This is a genomic window from Streptomyces sp. NPDC087859, assembly GCF_044742595.1.
GTDB classification, from domain to species: Bacteria; Actinomycetota; Actinomycetes; order Streptomycetales; family Streptomycetaceae; genus Streptomyces; species Streptomyces canus_F.
Genome location: NZ_JBIUUU010000009.1, coordinates 403508 through 419300 on the forward strand (window position 1 = coordinate 403508; position 15793 = coordinate 419300).

Annotated in this window: 17 protein-coding genes and 1 tRNA gene; 13 read left to right on the plus strand and 5 right to left on the minus strand. The window is 71.1% G+C overall.

Going from position 1 to position 15793, the window contains the following annotated elements:
- Positions 1-28: 28 nt before the first annotated feature.
- The gene (locus tag ACIOHP_RS24235; RefSeq protein WP_401890674.1) at positions 29-1117 is read right to left on the minus strand and encodes a DUF3344 domain-containing protein; all 1089 of its coding nucleotides are present in this window, start codon (positions 1115-1117) and stop codon (positions 29-31) included.
- 295 nt (positions 1118-1412) lie between these two features.
- On the opposite strand from ACIOHP_RS24235, the gene ACIOHP_RS24240 reads away from it, so the two are divergent.
- The 8 genes from ACIOHP_RS24240 to ACIOHP_RS24275 all read left to right on the plus strand — a co-directional run bounded on the left by ACIOHP_RS24240 (position 1413) and on the right by ACIOHP_RS24275 (position 6464).
- The gene (locus ACIOHP_RS24240; protein ID WP_266892211.1) at positions 1413-1652 is read left to right on the plus strand and encodes a chaplin; all 240 of its coding nucleotides are present in this window, start codon (positions 1413-1415) and stop codon (positions 1650-1652) included.
- Between the two features lie 240 nt (positions 1653-1892).
- Entirely contained in the window at positions 1893-2627 is a 735-nt protein-coding gene (locus tag ACIOHP_RS24245) for a hypothetical protein (RefSeq protein WP_401890678.1), read from the plus strand.
- A gap of 251 nt (positions 2628-2878) precedes the next feature.
- A complete protein-coding gene (locus ACIOHP_RS24250) occupies positions 2879-3166 on the plus strand; it encodes a hypothetical protein (RefSeq protein WP_327722495.1) in 288 nt (95 codons plus the stop codon).
- A 161-nt stretch (positions 3167-3327) separates the two neighbouring features.
- Positions 3328-3825 carry a DUF5949 family protein gene (locus ACIOHP_RS24255; protein ID WP_361478641.1) on the plus strand — a complete coding sequence of 166 codons (498 nt, stop codon included), beginning with the start codon at positions 3328-3330 and terminating at the stop codon, positions 3823-3825.
- Entirely contained in the window at positions 3825-4409 is a 585-nt protein-coding gene (locus ACIOHP_RS24260) for a vitamin K epoxide reductase family protein (protein ID WP_401890681.1), read from the plus strand. The genes ACIOHP_RS24255 and ACIOHP_RS24260 overlap by 1 nt, the downstream gene beginning before the upstream one ends.
- Before the next feature lie 117 nt (positions 4410-4526).
- Complete coding sequence (locus ACIOHP_RS24265) at positions 4527-5042, plus strand: hypothetical protein (protein ID WP_401890684.1); 516 nt, start codon at positions 4527-4529, stop codon at positions 5040-5042.
- Positions 5043-5146: 104 nt separating this feature from the next.
- Positions 5147-5614 (plus strand): tyrosinase family oxidase copper chaperone, encoded by a 468-nt coding sequence (locus ACIOHP_RS24270; RefSeq protein ID WP_361539024.1) that lies wholly within the window; start codon positions 5147-5149, stop codon positions 5612-5614.
- Positions 5598-6464, plus strand: a complete 867-nt coding sequence (locus ACIOHP_RS24275; RefSeq protein WP_361539021.1) for a tyrosinase family protein — start codon at positions 5598-5600, stop codon at positions 6462-6464. Before ACIOHP_RS24270 ends, ACIOHP_RS24275 begins: the two co-directional genes overlap by 17 nt.
- Positions 6465-6543: 79 nt before the next feature.
- On the opposite strand, the gene ACIOHP_RS24280 is transcribed toward ACIOHP_RS24275, so the two are convergent.
- Positions 6544-6819, minus strand: a complete 276-nt coding sequence (locus ACIOHP_RS24280; RefSeq protein WP_361478626.1) for a chaplin — start codon at positions 6817-6819, stop codon at positions 6544-6546.
- A 193-nt stretch (positions 6820-7012) separates the two neighbouring features.
- Here ACIOHP_RS24280 and ACIOHP_RS24285 point away from each other — a divergent pair, with 193 nt between their 5' ends.
- Positions 7013-7543, plus strand: a complete 531-nt coding sequence (locus ACIOHP_RS24285) for a DUF2087 domain-containing protein (protein WP_401890687.1) — start codon at positions 7013-7015, stop codon at positions 7541-7543.
- A 4-nt stretch (positions 7544-7547) separates the two neighbouring features.
- Here ACIOHP_RS24285 and ACIOHP_RS24290 read toward each other — a convergent pair whose 3' ends face one another.
- Positions 7548-8507 (minus strand): D-2-hydroxyacid dehydrogenase family protein, encoded by a 960-nt coding sequence (locus ACIOHP_RS24290; protein WP_401890840.1) that lies wholly within the window; start codon positions 8505-8507, stop codon positions 7548-7550.
- A gap of 180 nt (positions 8508-8687) precedes the next feature.
- Positions 8688-8760 (minus strand) — tRNA-Arg (locus ACIOHP_RS24295).
- Positions 8761-9081: 321 nt separating this feature from the next.
- On the opposite strand from ACIOHP_RS24295, the gene ACIOHP_RS24300 reads away from it, so the two are divergent.
- From ACIOHP_RS24300 to ACIOHP_RS24315, 4 genes are all read left to right on the plus strand, one after another.
- The gene (locus ACIOHP_RS24300) at positions 9082-10689 is read left to right on the plus strand and encodes a dynamin family protein (RefSeq protein WP_401890690.1); all 1608 of its coding nucleotides are present in this window, start codon (positions 9082-9084) and stop codon (positions 10687-10689) included.
- 3 nt (positions 10690-10692) lie between these two features.
- Complete coding sequence (locus tag ACIOHP_RS24305; RefSeq protein WP_401890692.1) at positions 10693-12585, plus strand: YfjP family GTPase; 1893 nt, start codon at positions 10693-10695, stop codon at positions 12583-12585.
- A gap of 227 nt (positions 12586-12812) precedes the next feature.
- Positions 12813-13271 (plus strand): single-stranded DNA-binding protein, encoded by a 459-nt coding sequence (locus ACIOHP_RS24310; protein WP_401890695.1) that lies wholly within the window; start codon positions 12813-12815, stop codon positions 13269-13271.
- Between the two features lie 261 nt (positions 13272-13532).
- Positions 13533-14924 carry a Cys-Gln thioester bond-forming surface protein gene (locus ACIOHP_RS24315; protein ID WP_401890698.1) on the plus strand — a complete coding sequence of 464 codons (1392 nt, stop codon included), beginning with the start codon at positions 13533-13535 and terminating at the stop codon, positions 14922-14924.
- A gap of 52 nt (positions 14925-14976) precedes the next feature.
- On the opposite strand, the gene ACIOHP_RS24320 is transcribed toward ACIOHP_RS24315, so the two are convergent.
- Complete coding sequence (locus tag ACIOHP_RS24320; protein ID WP_401890700.1) at positions 14977-15732, minus strand: hypothetical protein; 756 nt, start codon at positions 15730-15732, stop codon at positions 14977-14979.
- Between the last annotated feature and the right edge of the window lie 61 nt (positions 15733-15793).

Here is a 15793-nt window from a genome sequence, read left to right on the forward strand (position 1 = left end):
TGGCACTCGGGACGGGCGGGAACGCGCCTCACTGCGCGTCGACGGCGACGAAAAGTGCGCCGGTCCACGCCGCGTCCCGCTGGGAAACGAGCCGGAAGGCCAGCTGGTCACCACCGGGCCGCAGAGCCGTGCCGAGATCGAACACATCGGAGTCGTAGCCGAGGGTGTTCGCATACGAGGGGACGCGCTGCGACGGCGTCGTTCCGGGCTCGGAAATCGTTGAATTCAGCACATCTGTACGGGGGTTGGCGGCGTCGGTCAGCGCCACGGGCACCCTGCGGTCCGTCGCGCTGGTCGAAACGGTGAGCGAGTCACCCGTACGGCCGCGGTCACCGTCGTAGGCGACCAGTCCCGCCCGTCCGGAGGCGCCCTTCGGGAAGCCCAGCTGCCGGAGCCGGACCTCCTGGGCCGACCCGAGCGTCTCGAAGCCGTCCCACAGGGCCAGATGGCGCAGCGGCTCCGCCGCCTTCTCGTACGCCACCACCAGCGTCCAGCCGCCCCACGAACCGGCCGCCGACCTCCCCATCGCCACATTGACCTGGGCGACGGTGTAGAGGCCCGAACCGCTCTGACGGACCAGCTTCGTGACGTCCGCCGAGGCCTGGAAGGCGTCCGCGCCCTGGGCCACCCGATGGCCGACCAGGGTGTCCGCGAGGACCTCCTTGTACTGGCCGCCGGGCTCGGCGATCAGCACCCGGCCGTTGTCCTTCGGCGGCTTCTGCTCGCCGACGCGGAGATTGCCGCCCCAGTACAGCCGCGCGTACGTGGCCCGGGCGCCCTCGGGCAGCCGGACCTCCGCGCGGGAGGAGTTGTAGGTGTTCGGGTCGGTGTCGACGTCGACGTAGAACATGTCGAGGCCGCCGTTGACCGCCGTCCCGCCGTCCCGGACGGCGGGGCAGGAGGGCTGGGCCGTGCCCGCCCGGCAGCTGATGGAGGCGTTGGCCGCGCGGACCATCCCGCCGTGCTGGAGTGCCCGGAACCGCTCGGCGAACGGCAGCCGCCCGGCCTCGGGGGAGGGCGGGGCGGCCGCGAGGGCGCCACCGGGGGCCCAGATCGTGGCGAGGGCGAGGACTCCTACCGCCGCCGGGCGCAGCAACGTGCGCAGGGAATGGCGCATGACCGGGTGGACCTTCCGGGAAAAGGTGCGGGTCGGGAGGTGGCACGCCCGGGTCGTGGTGCCAGGGCGTCATGAGTGCGATTTGCTGGCTATAGGGGTGCGTCAAGAGGTCCGCAACTCTAGCCGCTATCCGTATTAATGCCTTGAAACCGGGCAAGTGTGTCGGATTGGTGAAGTCGGGCCTCTCACGAGATCACCCCATTGGCGGCGCAACCCGCGCGCGCCCCGTGCGTTGACACAGCGCCGGGCATCCCCGCCCGGGTGTTTTGTGTCAACCCCCAAGGAGCACCTCTCCATGTCGCGTATCGCGAAGGGCCTGGTCCTTACCTCCGCCGCCGTCGCGGCCGTCGCCGGCGGTGCCGGCATCGCCGCCGCCGACAGTGGCGCGAACGGCGTGGCCGCCCACTCCCCGGGCGTGCTGTCGGGCAACGTCGTCCAGGTCCCGGTCCACGTTCCGGTCAACGTCTGCGGCAACACCGTGAACGTCATCGGTCTGCTGAACCCCGCCTTCGGCAACACCTGCGTCAACGACTGACGTCCGCGCGCATCACCCTGCCGGCCGCCCTCCCGTGGTTCCCCCTCGGGAGGGCGGCCGGTTTGCGTTGCCCCGAATGGGGGGTGGGGGCCGCGACACGGTGAGCGGGGCTTGACATGCCGTCTCACCAGGGACGAAGCCCGAGCCTGGTGATTACGGTGCGGGTCCGTTCGGTTGCAGAGCGCGGTGAGCGCTTTCACGGTGGGCACAAGATCCTCCCCGCATCGAAAGGGCTCCTCCATGCGTGCTCAGTCCGCACGACGTCTCGCGTCGGCCGCCGTCACCGCCACCCTCCTGATCGGGATCACCGCACCAGCCGCGGTTGCCGTCGACAACGCGTCGCAGCGCGAGCGCATCGAGGAGGCGGCGAAGGCGCCTCTCCCCGGCGTGGACGGGCTCCTCGCGCAGGTCCAGACCCTGGGCAACCTCGGAAGCGTCCTCGCCCCGGTCACCGACGTGCTGAACGCCGTCCTCAAGGCCGACGACGGACAGGTCTCCCCCGAACAGGCGACGCAGCTCCTGGACGCGGTCAAGGCCGCCATCGCCAAGGTCACCGCCGCGGCCCCCGCGCCGGTGCCGCTGCCGGCCGACCCGCCGGCCACCACCACGCCGGCGACCCCACCGGCCACCACCACGCCGACCGACGCGCTGCCCCTGCCCGTGCCGGCGCTCCCGCTGCCCGCGGACAAGAGCGGCGACGACTCCAAGGCCGCGTCCGCGGACTCCAAGGCGCCCTCCGCCGACGCCGTGGGCGACGCGCTCGCCGCCCTGCAGACGGCGGTCGCCGACCTGCTCGCCGCGGCCACCTCCGGCGACCCCACCAAGGTGGTCCCGGCCGCCACGAAGGTGGTGAGCAGCCTCCTCAACGCCATCCTCGCGCTGCTGCTGGGCGGCGGACTCCCGCTGCCCCTCCCGGCGGACCTGCCGGTACCGGTGCCGCCCCTGCCGGTCCCGCTTCCGCTGCCCGCCTCCTGACCCCGCCGGTGCCCTCCTGGAACCAGGGCGGCGCCTGAGGCGAAGCAGTCGTCACCCCAGCCGTTGTGCCGGTCGGCCTGACCGGCACAACGGCTGTTCTGTTTTCCTATTGCTTTTTAATAACCCCCCGGGGATCCCAACGGGTGGTTGCAGAAGTTTTCTGCGTACGGGGTTTCCGGGCCGGTCGGGGATCGTTAGGCACGGCGTCGGAATTCTCTCTGGTGACGTGAGTTGCCGAAGAAAGGAACATGATGAAGTCCCTGAAGGCTGCCGCTGTTGTTGCCGGCACCGTGGCCCTCGCCGGTGCTGCCGCGCCCGCGTTCGCCTACAGCCCCGCCGACGTCACGCCCACCAGCCTCACCGGCGCCGTGAACTCGCTCACCAGTGGTCAGCTGGCCCCCGCCGACGTGATGCCGCTGCAGCACCAGTCGAACGCGCTCGACACCGAGAACAAGGACTCCGTGCTCAACACCGTGAAGGGTGCGACCGCCACGCTGAACAACAGCGGTCTGCTCGGCGGACTTCCGCTGGGTGGCTGACGTATCGCTCTCGCCGAAAGGGCCGGTTCCGTGGCGTGGGGGATCGGTCCTTCGCGCTGTTCGAGGGCGCGTCCCTCGTTCGTGTGGACCGTGCGGGGGGCATCGCCCGGTCGGGTGAGAACGGGCGCAGCGGGGTTCCGGCCCGTCGATATGGTCGCGCGGTGACCTCAACCCAAAGCGAAACCCGCCCCTTCAACGCCGCCGACCTGGGCACGCTCGTCGTCATGGCCTGGAGCGGCGATGCCCCCGACGGCCACATGCCCTACCTCCTCGCCTACACCCTCGGGGACGCCGCGGCCGGACCGGAGGCCTCCACGGCCGCCGTCGAAGCGCTGCTGGAGAACAACGGCCTGCCCGTCGGCGGCGACCTCGTCGACGGCAACGCCCGGTCGAACCTGCCGGTCAGCCTGCTCGTCGAGGCCGGTACGGCCGTCGTCAACATGCCCGGCTTCAACGCCCAGTGCACCCCGCCGGCGGAGTGGCTGGAGGCGGTGGCCGAGCGCGGCTTCGCCTACTTCGTGTTCACCACCCGCCCGTGGCCCGAGGCCAAGCCGGGCCGGCCCATCGAGCCGGAGGCGCTGGCCGACTTCGCGGGCGCCGACGACACCCTGAACGCGGCCGCGCACATCGTCCTCCCCGCCCGCAGCCTGCGCGGCTGATGACGCGAACCGCGGGCGCCAGTCGCGCGTTCGCCGTTCTGCTGGTGATCACGGGGGCCGCCGGACTGCTGGCCTCCTGGGTCATCACCCTCGACAAGTTCAAGCTGCTCGAGGACCCGGACTTCACCCCGGGTTGCAGCCTGAACCCCGTGGTGTCCTGCGGCAGCGTCATGCGGAGCGACCAGGCCTCGGCCTTCGGGTTCCCCAACCCGATGCTGGGCCTGGTCACCTACGGCATCGTCATCGGTGTCGGCATGAGCCTGCTGGCCGGTGCGCGCTTCCCCGGCTGGTACTGGCTCACCTTCGAGGCGGGCTGTGCCTTCGGCGTCGGATTCGTGTCGTGGCTGCAGTTCGAGTCGCTCTACCGGATCAACGCCCTGTGCCTGTGGTGCTGTCTGGCGTGGGTCGCGACCATTCTCCTGTTCTGGTACGTGACGTCGTTCGCCGTACGGAACCGATTCCTGCCCGCGCCCGGCTGGTTGAGGGCCTTCTTCGGCGAATTCACCTGGGTGGTCGCGGTGTTGCACCTCGGGATCGTCGGAATGCTGATCCTGACCCGTTGGTGGGACTTCTGGACGAGCTGACAATTCAGCGGTCGTACTACTGCGGCAGTCGGGCGAATCTTGCGCTGGTGCCTGTTCCAGGATCGTTATGCGGTACGGACGTTGAGCCACCGAATCCGGAAAGGGACCGTACCTGAGATGAAGTCGACCACCCGAGGAACCATTGCCGCAGTCCTCACGGGCGTCGCGGCCGCGATGGGTGCCGCCGCGACCCCCGCCGCGGCGGTGGACACGGTCCCCGTCCCGGTGCCGCTGGACGGGATCGAGAAGTCCCTCAACGTGGAGCTGCCCAAGGTCGGCGGCGAGATCCCGCTGCCGATGCCGGGCGCGCCCGAGGGCCCGCAGTACGTCGAGGGGCGGCTCCTTCCCGAGCGGGTGATCCCGCAGCTGCCGGTCAGCGCCGGACTGCCCGGCGCGGGTCTGCGCGCGCCCCTGCCGCACCTCCTCGGCGACGACTTCGACCACCTCGGCGTCGGCACCCAGGCCTCCGACCTGCGCACGCTGGCCCCGGGCCTGTCCCTGGACGCCCCGCTGACCGCGCCGAACGCCGACAACTTCGGCCTGCCGGAGCCGAAGCTGCCGCAGGTGGGCGTCCTCACGCCGGTCCTGCAGACCGTGCCGGCCGCGAACCTGGTGATGGGCCCCGGACTGTAGGGGCCGCTCGCTCCCAGGAGCCCGCTCGGACCATCGGACGGTGACCGAGCGGGCTCCTTCGCGGTTACCGCTACGGATCAACCGAACCGGACGAGGAGCACACGATGGTCGTCAGTGTCGGCGGAGTGGCGGTAGGGGCGGAGCCCGCAGCGAAAAGCCAGGCCAGACCGGGCTCGGCGCGGAGCGGTCGGCGGGACGTGCTGCGAGGCCTGCTCGCCGCGGTCGGCGCCCTCGCGCTCGCCCCGGTCGTCGCGGCCTCCCGGCCGCCGCAGAAGGGGGACGACCCCGGAGAGCTCGGCTTCGAGGAGACGTATCGGGGCCGTCGTATCCGCGGTGTCAAGACCTCCGCGGGCCGCACCCCCGGCGCCGCCGAGTGGCATGTCACCGTCGACGGCCGGTCCCTGCATCTGATGCGCCGGGCCGACGGCACGTGGCTGAGCATGGTCGACCACTACCGGTCGTACGCCACCCCCCTCGCCGCGACCCGCGCCGCCGTCGACGAGCTGGGGCCGGGGCAGCAACTGCGCGAGAGCGAGACACACACGGGGGGACACCATGGCGTACATCCGTAAGGACGCGAGCACGCTCACCAGCGCCGAGAAGCGGCGGTTCGTGAAGGCGATGCTGGAGGTCAAACGGCGGGGCGAGTACGACGAGTTCGTACGGATGCACATCGACTTCTATGTCAGCGACGGCGAGGGCGGACTGCGGACGGCCCACATGACGCCGTCCTTCCTGCCCTGGCACCGGCGCTTCCTGCTGGACCTGGAGCGGGCGCTGCGCCGGGTGGACTCGTCGGTGACCGTGCCGTACTGGGACTGGACCAAGGACCGCGGGACGGGGTCGGCGCCCTGGACCAAGGACCTGCTGGGCGGCACCGGGCGGTCGTCGGACCGGCAGGTGATGACCGGTCCGTTCGCCTACGCGGGCGGCAACTGGACCATCAGGGAGGGCGTGACCGACGAGGAATACCTCACCCGGGACCTCGGACGCGTCCGCGACCCGATCGCGCTGCCCACCAAGGGCGATCTGGAGTCGGCCCTGGATGACCCGGTCTACGACGTCTCGCCCTGGGACTCGACGTCCACGAAGGGGTTCCGCAACCGGCTGGAGGGCTGGGGGAGCGGGCGCGGCCAGGCCGCCTGGCGCAACCACAACCGTGTGCACCGCTGGGTCGGCGGCGCCATGGTCGGCGGCGCGTCCGTCAACGACCCGGTCTTCTGGATGCACCATGCCTTCGTCGACCTGCAGTGGTACCGCTGGCAGCTGCGGCACCGGGGCGCCCGCTATCTGCCGGCGAAGCCGCCGGCCGCCGGGAGCGCCCAGTACCGGCGGATCGTCGCGCGGCACGAGAAGATGCCGCCGTGGAATGTGACGCCGGATTCACTGGAGGACGTCAGCGCGATCTATCGGTACGCCTGACGCGGCGTCGCCGACGAGGCGGGTACGCGGAAGGGCCCCGGCGCTCGGAGTGCCGGGGCCCTTCCAAGTCGACGAGGCGTCAGCCGCCGTAGCCACCACGGTCGTCGTGGCCGTCGCTGACGTTGGCGCACGTGTTGCCGAAGGCCGGGTTCAGCAGGGCGATCACGTTGACGGTGTTGCCGCACACGTTGACCGGGATGTGGACCGGAACCTGGACGACATTGCCGGAGCCGACGCCGGGCGAGTGGGCGGCCTCACCCTGGGCGCCCGCGTCCGCCATGGCCATACCGGCGCTGCCGAGCGCCACGGCCCCGGCGCCGAGGGCGACACCGGCAGCCTTCGCGATGCGAGACATCACGTTCTCCTTAGTGAATCGATGAGCGCGGCAGCTGGACTCGCCGCCGCACTTCCCGTTCAACGCCGCCGCTGACGGCTGGTAACGGCGATCATGTGCGGATCACCCTTTTTGAAGAGCGGGCGCGCCGCCCGGCATCGGGGGGACGGGAAAATCCTTAGCTCCCGCGAGGGTCCTCAACTAGCCTCCCGGCATGGCTACCGACCGACTCATGCGTCTGTTCACCGACGAGACCCGGGTACGCGCCTTCGCGGCGGTGGCCCTGGGCGCGGAGACCTCGGAGGAGGTCGCTCGGGCGGCCGGACTGTCCGCCAAGGACGCGGCCCTGGCGCTGCTGAAGCTGCGGGAGCAGGGCGTGGTGACGGCCGGGGACGGCGCTGAACTGCGCGTCGCCTACGAGGCCTTCCAGGAGGCCGCGCGTGTGGAGCGCACGGAGACGGCATCGGAGAACGTCGGGTCCCGGGACGAGCGCACCCTGCAGACCTTTGTCCGGGAGGGGCGGCTGGTCCGGCTGCCCGCGCAGTGGACCCGTAAGAAGCTTGTGCTGCGGTACATCGCCGAACAGACCTTCGAGCCTGGCGTCGAATATCCCGAACGGGCCGTCAACGAGAAGCTCCAGGGCTGGTGCGAGGACGGCGACGTCGACCATGTGACGCTCCGGCGCCATCTGGTGGACCTGCACCACCTGGACCGGAGCGAGGGGATCTACCGGCGGGCGGCCTGAGCCCTCAGGGCAGCAGCCGTACGGGTGAACCCGCGAGGTACGCCTGGATGTTCTCGACGGCCTGGCCGTAGTACGTCCGGTAGTTGGCCCGCGACACATAGCCCAGATGGGGTGTGGCGAGCAGACGCGGGGCCGTGCGCATCGGGTGGTCGGCGGGCAGCGGCTCGAGGTCGAAGACGTCGACGCCGGCTCCGGCGATACGGCCCGCGTGCAGGGTGGCGAGGAGGGCGTCCTGGTCGACGATCGCCGCGCGGGAGGTGTTGACGAGGTACGCCGTCGGCTTGAGGAGGGCGAGTTCGGCGGGGCCGAGCAGTCCGCGGGTGCGGTCGCCCAGGGCGAGGTGGACGGAGACGAAGTCGCTGTCGCGCAGGAGGTCCTCCTTGGAGGGGGCGAGTGCGACGCCCACCTCGTCGGCGTACTCCTTGGTGAGGTTCTGGCTCCACGCGCTGACGTGCATGCCGAACGCGAGGCCGATGTGGGCCACCCGGCTGCCGATCTTGCCGAGTCCGAGGAGGCCGAGCCGGCGGCCGTGCAGGTCGGCGCCGACCGTGGACTGCCAGGGGCCGCCCGCGCGCAGGGTGTTGCTCTCCTCGACGATCCCGCGGGCCAGGCCGAGCAGCAGCGCCCAGGTGAGTTCGACGGGCGGGGTGGAGGAGCTGGCCGTACCGCACACGGTGACGCCGTGTGCCTCGGCGGCGGCGTAGTCGATGACGCTGTTGCGCATCCCGGAGGCGACGAGCAGCTTCAGCCGGGGCAGACGGCTGATCAGGGACCCGGGGAAGGGCACCCGCTCGCGCAGCGTCACCACGATGTCGAACCCGGCGAGCGCCTCCGCGAGCGCGTCCTCGTCCGCGATGTGGGTGTCGAAGCCGACGACCTCGACGTCGTCCGTGACCGGTGACCAGTCGGCGATCTCGGTCGCCACCCGCTGGAAGTCGTCGAGCACAGCGCAACGCAGCCGCACGTCGGTCCTCTCTCCGTCCTTCATGGCTCAGAAGATCGACTGTACGCCGCACACGGCAAGGGGATTCGACCCGAGCGGGCCGCGGTCCCGTGGCTCGGGGGCCCGTGCGCGGTGATTTTCGGGCAACTTCCGGGCCCTGGGCAGCAAAAAAGCCCTCCCGGAGGAGAGCTGGGAAAAGGGCGCCCCCGGCAGGACTCGAACCTGCGGCCAAGCGCTTAGAAGGCGCCTGCTCTATCCACTGAGCTACGGGGGCCGGTGTGGTGGCCTCGTACCTGGTGCCCGGGTGTGGGCTGATCCGTGACGTTGCCGGGGACAAGGATAGGGCTCCCGGATCCTTGTCCCTGCTGCTTCGCCTCCGTGGCTCAATGTGGAGGTTCGGTGAAGCGGTCCTGATAATCGCAGGCAGGTACGAATCGTGCATCGCTTTTGGCGTCTCACGCCCCGGGTGTTGTGCACTCGTTATGCCTGGACTGTGCCGTTGTCCCAGTCGTCCCTTCCGTCCCCTTGTGTTCTATCGGCGCGCAGACATGGTCATATGCTTCAGAAATCACCTAAAATTGGGCATTCTTCACATGTGGTGACCTTGGACGTACGGCCTCAGCTGCTCGACGCACTCTCCGCCCTGCGCGACCGTGTCGCCGCCGCACGCTTCCCGCTGCCCCTCGCGGGGGCTCCACGCGCGCGTGCCAACCGCGACGAACTGCTCGCCCAGCTCGACGACTATCTGGTGCCCCGGTTGAGGGAACCCGAAGCGCCCCTGCTGGCCGTCGTGGGGGGCTCGACGGGCGCCGGCAAGTCGACCCTCGTCAACTCCCTTGTGGGCAGACGGGTCAGCGAGGCGGGCGTACTGCGGCCGACCACGCGGACACCCGTGCTGGTGTGCCATCCGGAGGACCATCACTGGTTCAGCGGAATGCGCGTGCTGCCCGACCTCACGCGCGTGTGGGTGCCGCACCGGGACGTGAGCGACGAACTCCTGCTGCCCGGCGAGGATCCCGCGCGCGTGCTGCGCGTCGAGACCGCCGACAGCCTCCCGCCCGGCCTCGCCCTCCTCGACGCACCCGACGTCGACTCCCTCGTCGCCGACAACCGCACCCTGGCCGCCGAACTCATCTGCGCGGCCGACATCTGGGTCATGGTCACCACGGCGGCCCGGTACGCCGACGCCGTCCCCTGGCATCTCCTGCGTACCGCCAAGGAGTACAACGCCGCCCTCGTGACCGTCCTCGACCGGGTGCCGCACCAGGTCGTCTCCGAGGTCTCCCGCCAGTACGGGGCACTGCTCACCAAGGCCGGACTCGGCGAGGTACCGCGCTTCACCGTGCCCGAGCTCCCCGAGTCGGCATGGGGCGGCGGACTGCTGCCGGCCACCGCCGTCGCACCGCTCAGGGCCTGGCTCGTCCACCAGACCCAGGACCCGGCCGCCCGGCAGCACACCCTGGGCCGCACCGCCCACGGCGTCCTCGACTCGCTCAAGGCCCGCATGCCCGAGCTGGCCAGCGCCGCCGCCGCCCAGTACGCCGCCGCGCTGCGGCTCACCGCCGCCGTCGACGGGGCGTACGACAGCGAGCACGCGCGCGTGCGGGGACGCCTTCAGGCGGGCGCCGTACTCGCCGGGGACGCGCTCAAGCGGTGGCGCGCGTTCCCGCTCGACTGCTCCGCCGCAGAGCTTCTCGACGCGCTCACGGAGAGCCTCGCCGCGCTCCTGTTGTGCGCCGTCAGCGCCGCCGACGAGCGCGTCGACGAGGCCTGGCGGCGCGAACCTGCGGCGGGCGCCCCCGAGCTGGCCGGCCGGGACCCGGCGCCGGAGAGCGCCGAACACCGGATCGGGATGGCCGTACGACGGTGGCGGCGCGAGCTCGAGGAGTTCGCCGAGGAGGAGGTGCGCGACCTCGACCGCAGCGTCGCGCCCGACCCCGAGGTGATCGCCGCGCTCGTCGCCACCGCGCTGCTGGGCGGCCGCCGGGCGCGCTCCGCGGGCGAGGGACTTGCCGAGCGGATCGGGGCGCACGGCGCGCTCAGACTCCGCGACCGGGGCGGACGGCTGCTCACCGAGCACCTGGACCGGGTGGTCCGGACGGAACGCGAGCGCCGGCTCGCGCCGCTCGACGCCCTCGACGTACACCCCGAACCCCAGGCCGAACTCATCGCCGCGCTGTCCGTACTGCAGAAGGAGAGGTGACCGGTGACCGCCGTCACTGACGAGGACCAGACCGATCACACGCAGGACGCCGTCTCCGAGGACGAGGACGGCAGGCCGGCGGAGGACGAGGCAGTGAAGACCGGGGACGCCGTGGACCTCGCGGAGGACGAGCCCGAGGAGCCGGACGACGAGCACGCGCGCGAGGAGGACCGTACGGACTCTGCGGACTCCTCGGACGCGTGGGACGACGGGCTGATCGCGCGGCGGGTCACCGACGCCGCAGCCGCGGAGCCCGTCGCCGTGGTCGAGACGCGCGGTTCCGGCGCGCAGATCGCCGCGCCGCTCGCGTACGACGGACCTCTCAGGTCGCGGCTCGACGCGCTGCGCGAACTGGTGGGGCTCTCCCGGACCCGGCTCGACAGCCGGACGCTCGCCGAGGCGGGCCGGGTGCTCGACGAGGCGGCGGCGCGGCGCAGGCTGTCCGGGCAGCACACCGTCGTCGCCATCGCGGGCGCCACGGGCAGCGGCAAGTCGCAGCTGTTCAACGCGCTGGCCGGGGTGACCATCTCGGAGACGGGTGTGCGGCGTCCGACCACCGCCGCGCCCATCGCGTGCAGTTGGAGCGACGGCGCGGCGAGCCTCATCGAGCGGCTCGGCATCCCGCCCCGGCTCAGGCGCCGCCCGGTGCAGAACGCCGAGATGGAGGCGCAGTTGCGCGGGCTCGTGCTCGTGGACCTGCCCGACCACGACTCCGCGGCCGTACAGCACCGCGAGCACGTGGACCGCGTCCTCGACCTCGTCGACGCGGTCATCTGGGTCGTCGACCCCGAGAAGTACGCCGACGCCGTGCTGCACGAGCGGTATCTGCGGCCCATGGCGGGACACGCGGAGGTCATGTTCGTCGTCCTCAACCAGATCGACCGGCTGCCCGGGGAGGCCACCGAGCAGGTCCTCGACGACCTGCGGCGGCTGCTCGACGAGGACGGGATCGCGCTGGGCGAGTACGGCGAACCGGGCGCGACCGTGCTCGCACTGTCCGCGCTCACCGGCGACGGCGTGGGAGAACTGCGCGAGACGCTCGGCCAGTTCGTGACCGAGCGGGGGGCGCCGGGGCGCCGGATCTCGGCCGACGTGGACGCCGCCGCGTGGCGACTGCGGTCCGTGTACGCCACCGGGCGGCGGACCGGGCTGAGCGAGGAGGCGCGGGACGAGTTCGCCGTGCAGCTCGCGGACGCGGTCGGTGCGACGGCGGCCGGCGAGGCGGCCGAGCGGGCGTGGCTGCGCAACGCCAACCGTGCGTGCGGGACGCCGTGGCTACGGCTGTGGCGGTGGCACCAGGACCGGCTCGAACCGCCCACCGGGCGCCTCCCGTTGCGCGCTCCGGCCGACGAGGAGGTCACCGCCCGGCAGCGTGTCGAGCAGGCGGTGCGGACGGTGGCCGACCGGGCCTCGGCCGGGCTCGCGCCGCCGTGGGCACAGGCGGTGCGGGAGGCGGCCGCACGGGGCTCGCAGGGGCTGCCCGAGGCGCTGGACGAGCTGGCCGCGCGCGCGGGGCTGCCGCCGGGGCGGCCGCCGCGGCCGGGCTGGTGGCCGGCGGCCGTGTTCGCGCAGGCGTCCATGACGCTTCTCCAAGTCGTCGGCGGGCTGTGGCTGGTGGGTCAGATCGCCGGGTTCATGGCGCCGAACCTCGGTGTGCCGGTGCTGCTGATGGTGGTCGGGATCATCGGTGGGCCGCTCGTGGAGTGGAGCTGCCGGATGGCGGCGCGGGGGCCCGCACGGCGGTACGGGACGGAGGCGGAGCGGCGGCTCAGGGAGGCGGCGGCCGGGTGCGGGCGGGCCAGGGTGCTGGATCCGGTGGCGGCGGAGCTGTTGCGGTACCGGGAGGTCCGGGAGCAGTACGGGAGGGTGTTGGGGGTGGAGGCCGGGGTGCGGTGACGTGCCCCTCGAGGGCCTTCTTGGGGCCTACTCGAGGGCCTACCCGAGGGGGTGTCGCTCGTTCGGGTGGCGGAGTTCTCCACAGGTGGGCCGGTGGTCCACAGTGCTCGGCGGGCTCGTGCCGGCGGAGGCAGTCTGGCTTCGCGGCGATCGCGACGGATGCGGTCGGCGCGGCAGACGCAGCCGTACGGGACGGGCCCGTTCGGCGTATCCGGGAGGGGTTCGAGATGAACGAGACGATCGTCGGTGTGGTGGGGAACGTGGCGACACAGCCGGTGTTCCGGGAGACGGAGAACGGTTCGTCGGCACGGTTCCGGATGGCGGTGACCGCACGCTATCTGGACCGTGAGAAGAACGAGTGGAAGGACGGGCACACCAACTTCTTCACGGTGTGGGCCAATCGGCAGCTCGCCGCGAACGTGGCGGCCTGTCTGTCGGTGGGGGAGCCCGTCATCGTGCACGGCCGTCTGAAGATCCGCACGGATGCGCACGACGGGAAGAACTGGACCTCGGCGGACATCGACGCCGTGGCGATCGGGCACGACATGGCGCGGGGCACGTCCATGTTCCGGCGCGAGCCGAAACCGGAGACGACCGGGGTGCCGTCCCGGCCCGAGCCGAACTGGGAGACGCCCGTCGAGGACGGCGAGGCTCAACGCGAGCCGGAGATCGCCGCGGTGACCTGACGTCAGCGACCGAACTGCGGCTTATCGGCGAGTGCGTACCGAACGATCCGGTGGATTTGTCGATAAGCCCTGCTCGCAGGCGATCTTGGCGATAACGATTCCGAGTCGGATCGGCCGCCCGAGTGCATCACCGGGAACCGTGGTGCGAGCACGTACCTAGGATGCCGGGCATAGCTCTCGGGGCTGCTGATTCTGCTGGTGGGACCGTTCCCCCACATCAACGGGTCCTGCTCGAAGGGGAATTCTGTGTTTTCTGCGTTGTTGTCCGCGTGCAGGCGAAGGGCGGTCCGCGGCGCCGCCGCGACGCTGGTGTCCGGACTTGTCGCGGCCGGCGCGCTGACGGCCGGTGCCGGCACGGCCGCCGCCGCTGACGCGACGGCGCAGAACCAGGGTGGGGCGACCGCCACCATGGGTGGTCTGAAGACGTACGGCGCGGCCGTCATACACGACGACTCCGGGGACCTGGAGGTGTCGGCGGGCCTGTTCGAGATGTCCGTCGACGGCGGCGGCACCCTGCAGACCTACTGCGTCGACCTCCACAACCCCACGCAGCAGGACGCCAAGTACCACGAGACGCCCTGGAGCGGGACCTCGCTGGGCGTCAACAAGGAGGCGGGCAGGATCCGCTGGATCCTGCAGAACTCCTACCCGCAGGTGAACGACCTCGCGGCGCTCGCCGCCAAGGCGGGTGTCGGCAGCGGTCTCACCGAGCAGGACGCGGCGGCCGGTACACAGGTCGCCATCTGGCGCTACTCGGACGACGCGGACGTCGACGCCGTCGACCCGCAGGCCGAGAAGCTCGCGGACTATCTCCAGAAGAGCGCCCGCGATCTGGCGGAGCCCAGGGCGTCACTGACCCTCGACCCCGCCGCCGTCTCCGGCCGCCCCGGCGGTCTGCTCGGTCCGGTGACGGTTCGTACCGACGCGGCCAGCGTGACGGTGACGCCGCCGGCCGACGCCCAGACGAGCGGTGTGCGGATCGTGGGCAAGGACGGCAAGCCGCTGACGTCGGCGAAGAGTGGCGCCGAGCTCTTCTTCGACGTGCCCGAGGACGCGGCGGCCGGCTCGGCCGAGCTGACCGTGCAGGCCTCCACCACCGTGCCGGTGGGCCGTGCCTTCGCCTCCGAGAGCCGGAGCCAGACGCAGATCCTGGCCGGCTCCAGCGAGTCGACGGTCTCGGCGACGGCGAGTGCGACGTGGGCGGATCAGGGCGCGATAACCGCGCTGTCCGCGGCGAAGAACTGCGCGGTGGGCGGCGTGGACATCACCGCGACCAACGCGGGCGACGCGGCCTTCACCTTCGAGCTGCTGGGCGTCGAGCACAGCATTCCGGCGGGCGAGTCGCAGACGGCGACGATCCCGCTCCAGGAGGACCAGGCGTACGACTTCACCATCACGGGTCCCGGCGGCCTCGACAAGCGCTTCACCGGCGTCCTCGACTGCCAGACGCAGGGCGCCGAGACCGGGGACGCGGTCCAGACCCTCAGCGAGCCGAGCCCGGCGACGGTGGGCGGTGCCGCCGGCACGAACCTGGCCGAGACGGGCAGCTCCAGCGCGACGCCGGTGATCGCGGGGGTGGCCATCGCTCTGGTGGTGATCGGCGGGGCGGCGCTGGTGTTCGTCCGCCAGAGGAAGACGCCGACGCAGGACTGAGCCGCGGTGTCGGGGTGACGACACGCGGGTTCACCGTGAGATCAGCTCCATATCAGGGCGTGGTCGTGTCATTCTCCGGGCCCGGAAGGGAGCCATGCCTCCAATTCCCTTGATCAGGATCCCATGTGGAATAGAAGGCTTCCTCGCCCCTGGTTCCTTGGGCGCACCAAAGTTGCCAATCGCTCAGCCAGATGAGATGCGGGGGGCGGTCGTAGCTGGGACCCAATGACAGGAAGTCGATCCGCAGGAGTTGCGTAACGGCCTCGACCGGCGTGCTGTCATCGAGCACGACCTTCACGCCATTCTCGTGTTCGAGCTGGAGTACCGGTCTCAAGGCCTCACGCCGTCGGCCCGACTCTCGCGAACTCCGCGTCGCGGATCCGATCTCACGCCGGATGAGGCGTCTGACCCGGCGGCGGGCCCAAGGTCCGAAGCTGCCGGCTGCCCGGGTGCCGTAGGCGCTCGCGATCGACTGCAAGAAGGGGGAGAGCGAGACGCCGATAAGCAGCTCGGGCCAGCTGAGACCCGCCTGCTTGGTCTCATGTGCCTGAATTCTGTCGAACTCGCGCTCAAGCTGGAGGCGCACTTCCATCCCGCGCCGCTTGTGGATCTCCGATCGCAACTTCCTGCGGCGCTGCAGTGCGAGGTCCACATTCGCAAGTTCTATCAGCCCGCGGACAGCATCGCCGTCCGGCAGATGTGAAGGCTGCGGTTCGAGTACGTCCGCATACAGTCCTGGATCATAATCGCCGAAATGCTGCCTGTATAACTCCTCATCCTCGTCCAATTCGCGCAAAAGCTTGCGCATCCGCCTGTCGTCCCATTCTGTATGGGGCATCCGGAATGACACCTTTCGGGAAGCGCTTGGC

Bases quoted from the DNA above. Each gene is read 5' to 3' on its own strand.
- ACIOHP_RS24235 (WP_401890674.1), bottom strand. From the start codon at position 1,117: ATGCGCCATTCCCTGCGCACGTTGCTGCGCCCGGCGGCGGTAGGAGTC.
- ACIOHP_RS24240 (WP_266892211.1), top strand. From the start codon at position 1,413: ATGTCGCGTATCGCGAAGGGCCTGGTCCTTACCTCCGCCGCCGTCGCG.
- ACIOHP_RS24245 (WP_401890678.1), top strand. From the start codon at position 1,893: ATGCGTGCTCAGTCCGCACGACGTCTCGCGTCGGCCGCCGTCACCGCC.
- ACIOHP_RS24250 (WP_327722495.1), top strand. From the start codon at position 2,879: ATGAAGTCCCTGAAGGCTGCCGCTGTTGTTGCCGGCACCGTGGCCCTC.
- ACIOHP_RS24260 (WP_401890681.1), top strand. From the start codon at position 3,825: ATGACGCGAACCGCGGGCGCCAGTCGCGCGTTCGCCGTTCTGCTGGTG.
- ACIOHP_RS24265 (WP_401890684.1), top strand. From the start codon at position 4,527: ATGAAGTCGACCACCCGAGGAACCATTGCCGCAGTCCTCACGGGCGTC.
- ACIOHP_RS24270 (WP_361539024.1), top strand. From the start codon at position 5,147: ATGGTCGTCAGTGTCGGCGGAGTGGCGGTAGGGGCGGAGCCCGCAGCG.
- ACIOHP_RS24275 (WP_361539021.1), top strand. From the start codon at position 5,598: ATGGCGTACATCCGTAAGGACGCGAGCACGCTCACCAGCGCCGAGAAG.
- ACIOHP_RS24280 (WP_361478626.1), bottom strand. From the start codon at position 6,819: ATGTCTCGCATCGCGAAGGCTGCCGGTGTCGCCCTCGGCGCCGGGGCC.
- ACIOHP_RS24285 (WP_401890687.1), top strand. From the start codon at position 7,013: ATGGCTACCGACCGACTCATGCGTCTGTTCACCGACGAGACCCGGGTA.
- ACIOHP_RS24310 (WP_401890695.1), top strand. From the start codon at position 12,813: ATGAACGAGACGATCGTCGGTGTGGTGGGGAACGTGGCGACACAGCCG.
- ACIOHP_RS24320 (WP_401890700.1), bottom strand. From the start codon at position 15,732: ATGCGCAAGCTTTTGCGCGAATTGGACGAGGATGAGGAGTTATACAGG.